This window comes from Metabacillus malikii, assembly GCF_030813355.1.
Classification (GTDB): Bacteria; Bacillota; Bacilli; order Bacillales; family Bacillaceae; genus Metabacillus; species Metabacillus malikii.
On record NZ_JAUSUD010000001.1, the window covers coordinates 395497 to 409515 of the forward strand.

General features: G+C 36.2%; 13 protein-coding genes. 10 read left to right on the forward strand and 3 right to left on the reverse strand.

The window, feature by feature from the left end:
• The first annotated feature begins 242 nt into the window (after positions 1 to 242).
• From J2S19_RS02065 to J2S19_RS02080, 4 genes are read left to right on the forward strand one after another with little or no spacing between them, the layout of a single operon-like run.
• The gene (locus J2S19_RS02065; RefSeq protein ID WP_307336433.1) at positions 243 to 2363 is read left to right on the forward strand and encodes an MMPL family transporter; all 2121 of its coding nucleotides are present in this window, start codon (positions 243 to 245) and stop codon (positions 2361 to 2363) included.
• Positions 2364 to 2415: 52 nt separating this feature from the next.
• Positions 2416 to 3087, forward strand: a complete 672-nt coding sequence (locus J2S19_RS02070; protein ID WP_307336436.1) for a response regulator transcription factor — start codon at positions 2416 to 2418, stop codon at positions 3085 to 3087.
• Positions 3084 to 4466, forward strand: a complete 1383-nt coding sequence (locus J2S19_RS02075) for a sensor histidine kinase (RefSeq protein ID WP_307336439.1) — start codon at positions 3084 to 3086, stop codon at positions 4464 to 4466. The genes J2S19_RS02070 and J2S19_RS02075 overlap by 4 nt, the downstream gene beginning before the upstream one ends.
• Before the next feature lie 16 nt (positions 4467 to 4482).
• Positions 4483 to 4878: a hypothetical protein gene (locus J2S19_RS02080; protein ID WP_307336442.1), complete on the forward strand. Its 396-nt coding sequence runs from the start codon at positions 4483 to 4485 to the stop codon at positions 4876 to 4878.
• 367 nt (positions 4879 to 5245) lie between these two features.
• Here the strand turns inward: J2S19_RS02080 and J2S19_RS02085 are convergent, their stop codons facing one another.
• Positions 5246 to 5728, reverse strand: coding sequence for a CBO0543 family protein (locus J2S19_RS02085; RefSeq protein WP_307336445.1), 483 nt, complete (start codon positions 5726 to 5728; stop codon positions 5246 to 5248).
• 188 nt (positions 5729 to 5916) lie between these two features.
• On the opposite strand from J2S19_RS02085, the gene J2S19_RS02090 reads away from it, so the two are divergent.
• The 4 genes from J2S19_RS02090 (at position 5917) to J2S19_RS02105 (ending at position 8952) form a co-directional block, all read left to right on the forward strand.
• On the forward strand, positions 5917 to 6705 hold the full coding sequence (locus tag J2S19_RS02090) for a hypothetical protein (protein WP_307336447.1): 789 nt from the start codon (positions 5917 to 5919) through the stop codon (positions 6703 to 6705).
• A 5-nt stretch (positions 6706 to 6710) separates the two neighbouring features.
• Positions 6711 to 7169 carry a hypothetical protein gene (locus tag J2S19_RS02095; RefSeq protein ID WP_307336449.1) on the forward strand — a complete coding sequence of 153 codons (459 nt, stop codon included), beginning with the start codon at positions 6711 to 6713 and terminating at the stop codon, positions 7167 to 7169.
• Positions 7170 to 7728: 559 nt separating this feature from the next.
• Positions 7729 to 8187 (forward strand): 2-thiouracil desulfurase family protein, encoded by a 459-nt coding sequence (locus tag J2S19_RS02100; RefSeq protein ID WP_307336452.1) that lies wholly within the window; start codon positions 7729 to 7731, stop codon positions 8185 to 8187.
• Positions 8188 to 8514: 327 nt separating this feature from the next.
• Positions 8515 to 8952, forward strand: a complete 438-nt coding sequence (locus J2S19_RS02105; RefSeq protein WP_307336455.1) for a hypothetical protein — start codon at positions 8515 to 8517, stop codon at positions 8950 to 8952.
• Between the two features lie 702 nt (positions 8953 to 9654).
• Here J2S19_RS02105 and J2S19_RS02110 read toward each other — a convergent pair.
• Positions 9655 to 10302 carry a nitroreductase family protein gene (locus J2S19_RS02110; RefSeq protein WP_307336458.1) on the reverse strand — a complete coding sequence of 216 codons (648 nt, stop codon included), beginning with the start codon at positions 10300 to 10302 and terminating at the stop codon, positions 9655 to 9657.
• Between the two features lie 108 nt (positions 10303 to 10410).
• On the opposite strand from J2S19_RS02110, the gene J2S19_RS02115 reads away from it, so the two are divergent.
• On the forward strand, positions 10411 to 10779 hold the full coding sequence (locus J2S19_RS02115; RefSeq protein ID WP_307336460.1) for a helix-turn-helix domain-containing protein: 369 nt from the start codon (positions 10411 to 10413) through the stop codon (positions 10777 to 10779).
• Between the two features lie 357 nt (positions 10780 to 11136).
• Here J2S19_RS02115 and J2S19_RS02120 read toward each other — a convergent pair whose 3' ends face one another.
• Positions 11137 to 11973 carry an AraC family transcriptional regulator gene (locus J2S19_RS02120; protein ID WP_307336463.1) on the reverse strand — a complete coding sequence of 279 codons (837 nt, stop codon included), beginning with the start codon at positions 11971 to 11973 and terminating at the stop codon, positions 11137 to 11139.
• A gap of 354 nt (positions 11974 to 12327) precedes the next feature.
• On the opposite strand from J2S19_RS02120, the gene J2S19_RS02125 reads away from it, so the two are divergent.
• Entirely contained in the window at positions 12328 to 13959 is a 1632-nt protein-coding gene (locus tag J2S19_RS02125) for an extracellular solute-binding protein (RefSeq protein ID WP_307336467.1), read from the forward strand.
• Positions 13960 to 14019 lie beyond the last annotated feature (60 nt).

Sequence of the window (14019 nt, forward strand, 5' to 3'; positions counted from 1 at the left end):
CGTTGAATTAACACCTTGTTCAGATATGTGGACCACTTCATGTGGATACGAAGAAATTAGAAGTGGAAAAGCTAGATTTGCATGTGAGTTAGAAGTTAAGTGTTTTATCGATATGATGTTCGTTTTAAGAGATGTATTCTATATACGAAAAATCAGTTTTTCAAAATGTAAACAAAAGTTGAGATTAAATTTATATTAATTTAGTAAGATTACATTCGAAAGCATGATAGGAGGTTTACATTTTGAGAAAACTGTTATATCCCATTACAGATTGGGTTTCAAGTAAACGGGGGATGTGGATTACGATTATTGCTTGGCTAGTCCTGATGGTCGGATTAAGTGCGGGACCAAGGCTTGGTGATTATAAAGTGAGTAATTTCCAATCGCTTCCTGATGAAGCACAATCGATAATAGCTGAAAAGAAAACAGAAGAGCTATTTCCAAATGAGCAAGGGACACCAGGTATCCTTGTATTCCATAATGAAAATGGAGACATTCGTACCGATGAGGTTACACAAATAATAGAAGGAATCGTAGCAGAGGATATTAAGGGAATTGAGGCCATTGTTAATATAAGCTCACTTCCACCTCAAGCGTTAACGGGCTTTATCTCTGACGATCGTACAACGATGATTGTGCCGATGGAATTAGAACAGGACCTTGGTAATAGTGAATTTGCCAAAATAAACGATAAAGCTTCAGAGATAGGCAATAAGATTGCGGACAAGTTTGACAATATGTCTTTTTATATCACTGGTCCAGCAGGAATCGCTGGGGACACGCTTAAGTTATTTGAGCAAGCAGACGTGGTGTTATTACTTGCAACGATAGGGATTATTTTAGTATTACTTATTGCCATTTACCGCTCACCTTTACTTGCGTTTATACCTTTATTAGCAACAGTGATTGTTTATCAGGTCGTGAATCAAAGCATTGCATTACTAGGATCGGGCGGGTTAGAAATTAATAACTCCACAACCTCAATTATGAGTATTCTACTTTTTGCTGCAGTGATAGACTACTCACTGTTTGTATTCTCTCGTTACCGTGAGGAGTTAAATAAAGTAGAAAATAAATATGAAGCTATGAAGCTTGCAATGCGTGCAACCGGGGAACCTGTATTTTTCGCTGGAGGAACGGTATTAGCAGCAATGCTAATTTTATTCTTTGCCAATTTTCGTGACTACCAAAACTTTGCTCCTGTTTTTGGGCTTGCCATGTTCTTTATTATGTTAGCTTCGATTACATTGGTTCCAGCTTTATTTACACTCTTTGGACGAAAAGCATTTTGGCCTAAAATTCCACAGTATGGCCAAGAAAAAGAAATTAAACACGGAATTTGGGGGCCATTTGCTAAATTTGTTGTGAATAAACCAGGTTTATCTGGTGGCATTGTTGGTGTATTCCTTCTCATTACTGCATTTAATATAGTTAACCTTGATTTTGAATTTGATTCCGTCAAAAAGTTCCCAGAGAATCTACCTTCGCGAGTAGGTTATGAAATTGTAGAAACAAGATATGACAAAGGGGAGCTAGCACCGACAACATTAGTAATTGAGAGTGATGAAGCAATCGTTCCAGAAAAAGTGTCAGCTTTTACAGATAAACTAGAGGAATATGATGAAATTGCGTCTGTACGATTGACTGCACAGTCGGAAGAATCTAATGTATTAAAACTAAGTGTTGTGTTATCAGAGGATCCATATTCTACAGAATCTATAGATATGATGAAAGAATTGCGTGAAGATACTCCGAATCTATTGAAGGACATTTCCATTTCAGGAGAAGCATACTATAGCGGCGTGACTGCAAAGCTAGTAGATGAACGAGATGTCAATACGAAGGATCTCTTTACAATCGTCATACTTGAAACAATTCTCATATTTGTTCTCTTATTTGTCCTAACTCGTTCAACAAAAATGTCAATATATATGATGGCAACCATTTTACTTTCCTATGTATCAGCTTTGGGACTTGGTATATTCCTTGTCGATACATTGTTTGGCTATGATGCATTAAGTACTCGAGTTCCAGTGTATGCTTTTATTTTCCTTGTGGCACTTGGTATCGATTATAATATTATTCTTGCCTCACGATTCATTGAGGAGAGAAGGAATGATCGCGTTAAAGATGCCCTTGAAGTTGCGATCCGTAATACAGGAGGAGTTATTTCTTCTGCGGGTATTATTTTAGCTGCTACTTTTGCGGCGCTCACAACGATGCCAATTGCTGATTTATTTGTATTTGGATTCATCGTGTCGATTGGAATCTTAATCGATACATTCCTCGTACGTGGAATGTTATTACCAGCTTTGATTTTGTTATTTGAAAAGGACAAGCAAGTCTCCCATAATGGACAGTAATAAAGGATACAAGTGACTTGCTTTGTATCCTCCCTTTTAGGAGGTTTCTACAATGAAGATTCTAGTAGTAGATGATGATGTTTATATTCAACAGCTTGTATCTATCCACTTAGGCCGTGAAGGCTATCAAGTATATAGAGCGAATCATGCTGAAGAAGCCCTGGATATATTAGAAGAAAAAGCAGTTGATTTAGCAATTGTCGACGTCATGATGCCAGGAATGGATGGCTTTGAATTGACTAAAATCTTATCAACTGACTATGATTTACCTGTTATCCTGCTAACTGCCAAAGGGCAAATTGGGGATAAAGAACAAGGCTTCTTAGCTGGTTCAGACGATTATATCGTGAAACCATTTGAGGTTAAGGAACTATTATTTCGTGTTGCCGTCGTGTTACGGCGCGTTGAACGTGCCATGGAAACGGTCATAAAGGTAGGAAATCTAACGATTGATCGGAAAAATTTTGAATTAATCATAAATCAAGATACAGTTCTACCGCCATTAAAGGAATTTGAATTGTTAAGTTTATTAGCCTCACGTGCGAATAAGATTATTCCTAGAACTTTTTTAGTTGAACAAGTATGGGGAGTAGATTATGAAGGCGGAGAACAAACGCTTAACACTCATATTAATCGAATAAGAGATCGTTTGAAAAAATATGATGCAACGGTGGAAATTCATACAGTTCGAGGGATTGGCTATAAGCTTGAGGTAACGAAATGAGAACGTTATATCAAAAATTTATTGTTGCAACACTATTCATTTTAATCGTAAGTGTGACGATTGGGATGATAGTAGCCAATTTTATTTACATGTCTACAACGAAACAGAAGATGGATCAGCAAAATGTCGAGATTGCGCAAACAATTACATTAAACCTCGAGAATATGCATTCGGACCATTCTTCGTTAGAGCCTTTCTTAGAATCGATAGGAAATCTCGGGTATCAACTATATGTGGTAAACGAATCAGGGGAAGATGCTTATTTTGGTAAACCTTTTACAAAGACAGAACTTCCTGAAGAAGCGAAGAAAGTAGTCTTAGAAAAAGAAATCTACCATGGAATGAGCCACTTTTCTAATAAGTTTTTAATGATGGGACATTTCTCAAATGATGTCAAAAATACGGTAGGTGTGCCCTTCACTATGGATGGAGAGGAATATGGTTTATTCCTACGTCCCAATAATAAATTGCTCTTTTCTGATATTCATATGATTTTAGCATGGTTCTTTATAGCGGTTACAGTTGTTAGCATTAGCGGGGTCATTCTGTTTGCAAAGCACCTCATCCAGCCGATTACAAAGTTAACAGAAGCTACTAGAGAAATTACCCGTGAGAACTTTCTTTATCCGATAAAGATTGAACGCAATGATGAGCTTGGGCAATTATCAGAAAGCTTTAACAATATGCAAAAGCAGTTGCTGCACAATGACGAAGCTCGAAAATCATTTATCAATAATGTGTCACATGATTTTCAATCCCCCCTAATGAATATTCAGGGGTATGCTGAGCTTTTATTATCACAAACAGTAAAGGAACATGAAATAAAAGAGTATCTACAGGTTATAGACCATGAAGCAAAGCGACTCTCCAATTTGACCAAGCAGCTATTATTATTAACTTCCCTTGATCAGAAAGCATATCCAAAGGTGATGACGGAGGTACAAATTGACGAACAAGTGAAACAAACAATCCGCAGGTATCAATGGAGACTACAGGAAAAGGAAATAGAGGTTTCTTATAAACTATTACCGATTCGGATGAAAGTTGATGCCGAACTGATGAGCAACGTGTGGGACAACTTGATAACGAATGCAATAAAGTATAATGCTCATGGTGGGAGTATTTGGATAAGCTTATCCAAAAGTGAGGAATGTATTACGATTATCGTGAAAGATTCCGGAATCGGTGTGCCTCAGGAAGCCCTTACCCAAATATTCGATCGTTTTTATCGTGTTGATTCTTCTAGAAAAAGTGAAGGTACGGGGCTAGGCTTATCGATTGTTAAACAAATTATTGACTTGCATGAAGGAGAAATGAAGGTTGAAAGCAAGGTCGGCGAGGGAACGACCTTCACCATTTCATTTCCAAATAAAGACTAAGTGGAGGAATAAGAAGATGGAACAAACTTGGAGTTTAAGACTCATTCGATTTGCAGCGATATTCGGAATCATTGGAACATTTATTGGGTCCCAAATGTCAGGTAGTATGGATTATTCAATGAGACCCATCCATGCACATATTCTATTAGTAGGGTGGCTATCTGTCTTTGCTTGGGGGATTTTTTATAAGGTATATACAATTAAATTCAAAAGACTTGTTGCTATTCACAGTATATTAGGAATGCTAGGTGCTGTAGGATTGACTTTAGGAATGTGGATGTACAACCTGAATCCATTTAATCTAAATGAAACCTTTGTAATGGTGTTCTTTATCGTAGGTGGCAGCTTACTTTTACTAGCTTTCCTATTGTTTGTACTTATTACCTTTTTAGTTGAAAAACAGGGAAAATAAAATGTAAATGGTATTCCTTATCACCATTCCTGCAAGAGAGAGAGATAAGTAATTTAACTGTTCTATTGCGGGTGAAACAGGCGGATGCAACTATGAATGTAATGGGAGTTTTTATGCTGCTTATGCATAGTTGCTATGAGGGATTCAGAGTATGAATGGAGGCGATACTTCAACAAAGGAGGTATTGCTTCTTCGTATTGTATTTAAGGTAGTAGTTTACATGTGCAATGGTTATTATGTTAGTATGTGAGAGTTGATAATTAATGCGTAGGGTTTTTTAAAAAGTTTATTCATCGATTTCAGTCGATTATTTTATTGGGTCATCTATAGGTAATATTGCTGATTTATATTTGTTGTAGTTCTAATATTATTTAAAGAACCACTTGTAAAAGCGGTGTGACACAAAATTAGATAGACCCATTGAAATAAAACTCATATATATATTCCATTTTCTATACCGAATTAACTTTGTATATTTGACAATTAAAACTTCAAAACTTGCAAGAATCGATGTATGTATAAATGTGTAGATCATTTTTATCCAACTTGCTTTTGATTCAGGGTAATAAAGGTTATACAAAACACAAAATACAGGATACAAGAAATATTCAAAACAAAAGCTTCCTTTGTAAGTGTCTTTGAATATTAGGCGGTACGGATATTCTATAAGTTTTTTTTCAACTACGATTAATCCAAAAAGCCATGTTATCACTTGTTTAAAAAGAAAAGGGACAGTAGCGTGACGAATTTTATCTTTAGGTACAAATTTGATTAATAAAAAGATACTTAGTAAGTATCGGGTATGAAGAAAATAAAACTGCTTTTTCTTTTCGATTTGTAGCCATAACATAACCCCAATGCAATTTTGTTATTGATTAATATCTACAATCTAAAGAAAAATATTCTCCTATTAGAGAACGGTCTTGTTACTACAAGTATATGAACAGTCACGCAAACATCTAATATTATGTTTAAGTTAGGGATAAATCCTTTCCACATTAGGAAATATAATATAAATAGTTCCTGAAGGTGGATTAAATGGATAACTACACAAATGATAATACTGCGAGACGATATAGAGCTCATGTTAGTATTTTAGGAACAACTCAATTGCATTTAAGGAACCCTTATATCATTGCTTGGTGGTCGGCAGCATTTCCTGGTTTTGGTCATATGCTTTTGTCGAAATATCTAAGAGGATATGCATTATTTATTTGGGAAGTGATTGTTAACGTAAAAGCACATGTTAATTCTTCCATGATTTATTCGTTTCAAGGAAATATCGATATGGCCAAAGAAGTTCTAGATACAAGATGGCTACTCATGTATATCCCTGTTTACATTTTTGGTATTTGGGATAGTTATCGGACAACTGTTGATATGAACAAGATTCATCTATTAGCCGAAAGAGAGGAACATCCTTTTAATACCTTTACGATCGGCTCATTAGAAATTAACTATTTAGATAAGAGAAATCCCATCCTGTCCGTAATGTGGTCATTATTTATCCCCGGTTTAGGACAATTATATATCCATAGGATATTAACTGCTTTTTTTATCATCATCTGGTTAGTCGTATTTTATTATTTTTCTCATGTTCAAGAGGCAATTGTACTCCTGTTTTTAGGTCATGTAAAAGAAGCAACCACTGTTTTAAAGCCTGAATGGCTCCTTTTTATCCCTTCACATTACGGTTTTGCTATTTATGACTCTTATATCAATACTGTCGAGAATAACAAACTTTTCGATAAGGAATTAAGAAAACATTTGTGTGAAAATTATCAATCAAAAAATTTTCGAATACTAAAAGGACATAAAGTGAAGTGAGACGATTGCAGATTTTTTCAACCTTTGAAACTACAGAATTTTTAGAAATGGCAATAATAACTTTAGAAAAGAGAGGCATACCGAAAGAAAGCATATTTGCTGTGCCTCTCGACAATCGAAATGAAAATCGCAAAATCTTTGATACATTGCATCGATCTGATGGAACAAGCCTTATTGATATTGGGATGGGTCTTGCAACGGCTTTCTCTGTTATAGGAGCGAGTATTGGGTTTAAATTAGCATGGGGGCCTATATATTGGGGTCTTATAGGTGCAATTGTTGGCTTTGTTCTCGGTTTCGCTATTCGACTCTATATGGAATTAGTTGTAAAGAAAAATAAGAAACTTTTAAAAGGAAAACAATCTGAAATAATTATTATTATTGATTGTGAAGAGACTCAAGCTGCATTTGTTGAAGAAATACTTTGGGATCATTTTGCGTTTGGCGTAGCAAAAGTAAAATGATTTTCATTAAAGGCAGTTTTTAAAAAATTGTGGTTAATGGCCTTACTTTTTAAAATAGTTAGTTGTAGCTGATTGCGAGACTCCTGGGATTCGTGGGAGAAGAAGAAACCTCGGATGCGTTTACGCTAAAGAATTTGAAAAGCAGAGACCTTAAGTTTGGTAGTCTATACCCGACCAAGCTAGACAGGTTCATCACAGCCATGTGGAAAACGATTATTGCAAAAGGAGACCATCCTCTAACGATAACTAAGTAAAAAGCAACAATGTTTACGAAAACAGCCTTATAAAAAGGTCAGGAGCTTATATAAACTCCTGACCTTTTTAATGATATCATATATAGATAAAAACAGTTTCCAGAAAGTTTGGGTAAAATAAGCAACAAATCGCATTATTGTTAGAGAACTGGTTTAACTTATTGACAAGATATATAAATTTTTCTACTTTTTAGAAATGAACTAAGGTATCGAAAAATTCAATCTACAAGTAATTTCTGATAAACTAATTAGTTTTCTTGTAATAGATAGGTTACCTTTAATACTAATAATACGGGGGGATATAAATGATATTGGTAAGTTCGTGCTTAGCGGGTCTGAAGGTGAGATATAACAGTACACACAGTTTAAATAATGAAATCGCTAAACTGGTAGAAGAAAATAAAGCTATGACAATATGTCCAGAATTACTCGGTGGATTTTCAACTCCAAGAGAACCTGCTGAAATAATAGGGGGAGATGGAGAAGATGTACTGGATGGAAAGGCTAAAGTCATTGAAAAGTCAGGTAGAGATGTCACGGATCTTTACATAAAAGGTGCTTACGCTACTCTAAATAAAGCGAAAGAAATCAATGCGTTCGTAGTAGTTCTAAAGGAAAACAGTCCATCCTGTGGCAGTTCAATGATTTATAACGGTGAATTCATTGGGAGAAAACTTGAGGGGATGGGTGTTACTTCTGCTTTATTAAAAAGAAATGGATTAAAAGTCATTTCAGAAGAACAATTTGCAGAAGCTTTTCTTTAACCAACATTTCTGAGATTGTTTACCCACTGACCCGATAAAAAATGCTTCCTCAATGACAGAGCGAAGTTTTAAATGTACATAAAATACGGTAGCGGTACTAGATTAAGAGGTATCTTTTATAAATCGATAAAGTTAGTATAGGTACAAGTTCGTTTCAAGGTTTGTTCTAAAAACGCTTTGTGACGGTATTGGGTTAGGACTTATAAATAAAATCAACAACTGAAACTGTACATTAAATGTGAAAAGGATGATTTGAACCTCAATTTTTCAAGGACTAAAGTAATAGAATAAATGACAAATAGTTATCATTATAGGGGTGGGTTACTTTTGAAAAGAAAATTATTAATTTTTACATTCGTTATTTTTTCGTTTGCAACTTCTGTTCAGGCACTAAGTTGGGCTTATTCTTTTGTAGTTTGGAATGGGAATGTCTATGAAGTTACAGACGAAAATGTATCTGAAAGTGAATTAGGCAAGGGAATAGGGGAAGTGAAAACGAAACCTAATGATATGACGGGTAGTTATTATGGAAACGCTTCAAATACTTATCCAAAGGGAACAAAATATTATGAAATAAGTGGTACATCCACGGAAGTAGCAATTGCGGTCGAGGTCGAGGAAAAGCAGTGGGTAAAAGCTGTTTATGTTCACGATGCACCTTTTCATTGGATGGATTTTGTCACGAGGATATTACCTGTTCTTATATTAATTGCAATTGTTGCTATCATTATAATACGAATGAGGAAGTCAGAATTTAAAATGTAATGGAGGGTAAAGAGCAAGAAATAGGACAGTAGATTCGTCATTTTGTACGGTAGGACAAGTAATATCCTTATTGTTTAAAATGACGAATCTATAGGACACCTGTATAAAAGATGAACGATATAAGGGGTAACAAGCAACACTGCTGAACAGACCAGGCAGTGCGTTGTGCAATTCTATGAATAAAATTTAGAAGACCTCCTTGGGTGATATGAATGATGTTATATATTAGATTAGCGTTAATTGTAAAAAAACGGTAATGAGTTTAGCGAGATTCGTAGAGCAAATATTTAGTAAAAATGATTAAATTAGTGACCATCTAATCTATACACGTCTTAATTTAAAGTAACGCATTTACCTTCTTATTGGGAGAAGGATATATAGCACAATATACATAGATTATCTATGTACATTGTGCTATCCTTTTACAAGTATAGGAAATAAAATACCTATCTATAAGTGATAAAAATTCTTTTGTTAAATCATGATGGGAGGGTGTCAGCATCATTAAGTTAATTGATAAAATGACAATCGGATGTATTATTCTAATGTTACTATTGTGTTTCGTCATACCGTTCGTGACAGTTTTTATTTTTGTCTTCCTATTGCCCGAAGCAGGTACGCCGCCACTTCTACCTTGGTTGTTTAAAGAATAATAGGCTTTATGGAAGTGTTAGTTATACATTATTATTAAGTACCGATTGATTAAGCCCAAGTTGTCGTCGTTTCAACTGGTAATCGATAGGAAGGATATCCCTCTTGGGCTGCTTTGCCCAGTGAGATTAACATAACTGGTTGGTACCTCTTTTTATCCAAGCCAAAAGCTTCTGCGATTTTGTCCTTCTCATAACCGGCCATCGGGTTGGTGTCATATCCGTGTGCCCGGGCTACAAGCATCAATTGCATTGAAACGAGACCCGTGTCAATCAGGTTCACGTCACGCAAATCGGATTCAGTTATACTAGCATAATAAGGTTTCGCTTGTTGCAAAATCGTATCCTTGACGTCCCCTGGCATATATCCAAGCTCGACAGCCTTACCGTAAATTTCGTCTATATACTCAACGTTGTTTGCATCGTAAAAAACCGCAATGACAGCTGAAGAAGTCAGTACTTTCGTCTTGTTGAAGGAGGCTAGAGTTGCTAATTTTTCTTTGCCCTCAGCGCTGTCAATGACAAGGAAACGCCATGGTTGCATGTTAATCGCAGAAGGGGCTTGAGAAGCTTCCACCAATATTTCGCGGATTTCCTCCCTGCTAATTTTTACTTCTGGATCGTAGATTTTAACAGAACGACGCTCCAGAACGATTTTATTAAAATCGTTTGTTTTTTGGACTTTGCTTGTTGTGTTCATAATGATTTCTCTCCTTTTTTATCATTTGTGAGGTTGCTTTCCTTCACTTTGAAAATTGTAAACTATGAAGTATACTTTATAGCAAGCGGAAAAAATGAGGTGACGAATATGAAGATTAGTGAAGTCGCAGAAGCTATCGACCTTCCGATATCAACGATCCGTTATTATGATAAAATCGGGATAATTCCTGACGAGTATGTACAGAGAGACGAGAATAATTACCGAAACTACGCGATAGAAGTCGTACATCATCTACAAGTGGTGAAAAATTGTATAGCTGCTGGTTTTTCCATTCATGAAATACAAGCAATGATTTCGAGAGAGTCACTATCCAAAGATGAACAAACAGATATTCTTAAACAAAAAATAAGAAATATTGAAGAAGCTCAAAAAAGATTAGAGGAGTCAAAGCAATCACTTTATGAAATCATTGACTTGGATATTGTGTGTGAGAGTGGGTTTGGAAAATATAAATGAGCATTGACAAGTCCTGTCAATTTCGTTTGTATAACAAAATGTATTCTCCCACGAATATACCACGCACTGGTCTCCATAACCTCTCTAGTAGCGTTTTCTATAGGTGTTGTCAGAGGAGATCAATGCTGACTATATTTGGTATAGATTGAAGCCAATAAATATACTACTCCATAGATTCATGCTTCTTCATTACATTCTTCACAGGTTCAAGAAGACGTTCAACCTCACTTCAGTTAAGAACACTCGAATCCCGCTTATCATTTGATCCTTATAGGACTAGGTTTCTAGAAAAGAAGGGTAGTTTGAGAGGTTTAATAGAATCCTATTACGATATATTATATCTCCTAACCTCTAACCTCACCAAACAAACTTCGAAGGCGGCACTTTATAATATTTTTTAAACGCCTTCGAAAAGCTGTAAGGATCGGGATAGCCGAGCATACTTGCAATTTGCTGGATTGAATAGCGCTTAAGGTACAATAATTCTCGGGCGCGGTTCATTTTTAATTGATAAATGTAGCGTCCTGGTGTCAGACCAATCGATTGCTTAAAGTAGTAGATAAAATATTTCTCTGACATGCCGGCTACATCCGCAATCTCTTCAACACGAATCGGTTGATGAAGGTGTTCATGGATAAAATCGAATACAGGCTGGAGCTTCACGAAATCCATCGATAATTTCTGATTAGTGGAGTCTTGCATGAATTGCCCTCGATATTGATTAAGGCCGTACTGTTCGATAATTTTCGCGATTAACATCGTAAAGCAAGCTTTCAAACGAATTCCTGACATGGGGACATTATGCTTATATTGGTGATATGTATCTAAAAAAAGTTGGAGCTCCTGTTCGACAAGTGTACGACGAATAATCCCGGATAGCTGAAAATTGTCTAAAATCCGCAGGTGGTCGCCAAGACTGAGCTCGAAGTGTGTGAAGATAAATTTGCAGCCATCACTTAAGGTTGTAGCAGTATAGGCAATTTGTGGAGTGAATAGAATCAAATCCCCCTCTGAAGCGAGAAATACCTCATCTTGAATACGAATCTCAATCTGTCCTTCTTGAATGCACCATAAATCATAATCCTTATGTTGTCTTCTCTCCATCCAACTATTAGGATGTGCTACATCACTACAAGAATTGATTGCTAGATTGATAAGCTCTGATAGTTCATTGAAAATATCTAAACGATTCATCAGTAATAACAACCTCCATACTTTTAGACAAATTTCTAATACTTTTCGACATTTCTCTATTTTTTTATTATAGCATAACAATTTGAAGGAGTTATTAAATCGTACTAATTGACATGAAGTGCTTACTCTCTTGCATTTCTAATGATGTAACCGCTATCTATAATGGGAGATATTAATTGGATTGGAGGGGAGTTCTATCACAATTAAGCCTAGGCTAGTCGTGTTAGGAGCAGGGAGTATGTTTTTCGGTCGTCATTGTTTTTGTTACACAGCGACAGCTCGGTCTTTAGTTTGTACGGGCTGATGAATCGAACTAGCTTGTCAACGGATGATAAAAGGGAGGTTATGCTTAACATGATAAGAAAAATGAAAACGCTATCTGGATTATTTTTACTTCTGCTATTTTTATTGTTTGTTGCTGGGTGTTCTGGCAATAAGACATCGAGTGAAGCGGAGAAAGGAAAGGAAATAGAATTGAAGGATCCAGAGGACGTAGGATATCCGGATGAAATTACTTATTGGACTGAGTTAGTTCCGAATGTGGCCGCAACATCAAAAAGCTTAAATGATGTAGCAGCATATCTAGAGCTAGAAAAGATTACGGGTACAAAGGTTGAGTTTAAACATCCGTCAGGGGAAGGGTCGGATATTACAGAACAGTTTAACCTGATGGTTGCATCTGGTAAGTTACCTGATGTGATTGAGTACAATTGGCGGACTGTTCCAAATGGTCCTGATCAGGCAATTGAAGCAGGTACAATCATCCGCTTGAATGAATTGATCAAGCAATATGCTCCAAATCTAACTAACTATTTAAATGAAAATCCCGAAGTGAAGAAAATGGTCACAACCGATGATGGGAATATTTATACGTTTCCATTCCTTCGCGGTGATGAATCACTCATGGTATTTTTGGGGATGATTATCCGTCAAGATTGGCTGGACAAACTTAATTTGGAAATGCCGACAACGATTAGTGAATGGGAGGAAGTTTTAACAGCGATTAAAAACGGAGACCCTAACGGTAATGGCAAGGCAGATGAAATTCCGCTAATGGTTCAGCTTAATGATTTTAAGTATATTGGAGCGTTTGTTGGCGGGTATGGAATTCATGCGCAATTTTATAACGACAATGGAACTGTTAAATATGGGTCGATTCAACCGGAGTTTAAAGACTTTTTAACAACAATGAATAGCTGGTATGAGAAAGGATTACTCGATCCTGATTTTTCTGCAGTTGATTCTAAGTTAATGGATGCCAAGGTAACGAATGACCAGCTAGGTAGTTTCTTTGGCTTTAGTGGTGGTGGAATTGGTAAATATACAGGGTTAATGAAAGAGAAGAATCCTGATTTTAAACTGATCCCTGCTCCTAATCCTAGCCTTAACGAAGGAGAAAAGGCAGCAACAGGTCATCTCGAGCATGCATATTCCGGTATGCATAGTGCTGCGATTTCAGGTTCTGCTGAAAATCCGGAGGAAATTGTGAAATGGCTTGATTTTGCATATTCAGAGGAAGGGCATATGCTCTTTAACTTTGGGGTTGAAGGAGAAAGCTATGAAATGGTTGATGGAAACCCTATTTATACAGAAAAAATTACGAAAAATCCAGATGGGCTGCCAATGACGCAAGCTTTAGGAAAATATATAAGAGCTTCTTATGGTGGACCGCTCATTCAAGATAAGCGTTATTTAGAACAATATTATGAATTACCTGAACAAAAAGACGCGGTTAAAATTTGGGGTGAATCAGCCGAGAATCACATTAATATGCCGCCAACGACACTAAATGTTGAAGAAAGTGAAGAATTCAACTCGATTATGAGTGACTTAAATACGTATTATGATGAAACTGTTATTCGCTTCATCATGGGCGATGAACCGCTCGATAATTTTGATGAGTTCGTTGACACACTAAAAGGAATGGGGATTGAAAGAGCAATCGAACTTCAACAAGCTGCATTAGACCGTTATATGGAAAGATAATCAATGTGTTTCTGCTGTTGTGTTAAGTGAGTCTGTAGCACAACAGCCTTCTATAAACAT

Excerpts from the sequence above, each read along its gene's own strand:
- J2S19_RS02070 (WP_307336436.1), top strand. The coding sequence starts at position 2,416 with ATGAAGATTCTAGTAGTAGATGATGATGTTTATATTCAACAGCTTGTA.
- J2S19_RS02075 (WP_307336439.1), top strand. The coding sequence starts at position 3,084 with ATGAGAACGTTATATCAAAAATTTATTGTTGCAACACTATTCATTTTA.
- J2S19_RS02080 (WP_307336442.1), top strand. The coding sequence starts at position 4,483 with ATGGAACAAACTTGGAGTTTAAGACTCATTCGATTTGCAGCGATATTC.
- J2S19_RS02085 (WP_307336445.1), bottom strand. The coding sequence starts at position 5,728 with ATGTTATGGCTACAAATCGAAAAGAAAAAGCAGTTTTATTTTCTTCAT.
- J2S19_RS02090 (WP_307336447.1), top strand. The coding sequence starts at position 5,917 with ATGGATAACTACACAAATGATAATACTGCGAGACGATATAGAGCTCAT.
- J2S19_RS02100 (WP_307336452.1), top strand. The coding sequence starts at position 7,729 with ATGATATTGGTAAGTTCGTGCTTAGCGGGTCTGAAGGTGAGATATAAC.
- J2S19_RS02110 (WP_307336458.1), bottom strand. The coding sequence starts at position 10,302 with ATGAACACAACAAGCAAAGTCCAAAAAACAAACGATTTTAATAAAATC.
- J2S19_RS02115 (WP_307336460.1), top strand. The coding sequence starts at position 10,411 with ATGAAGATTAGTGAAGTCGCAGAAGCTATCGACCTTCCGATATCAACG.
- J2S19_RS02120 (WP_307336463.1), bottom strand. The coding sequence starts at position 11,973 with ATGAATCGTTTAGATATTTTCAATGAACTATCAGAGCTTATCAATCTA.
- J2S19_RS02125 (WP_307336467.1), top strand. The coding sequence starts at position 12,328 with ATGATAAGAAAAATGAAAACGCTATCTGGATTATTTTTACTTCTGCTA.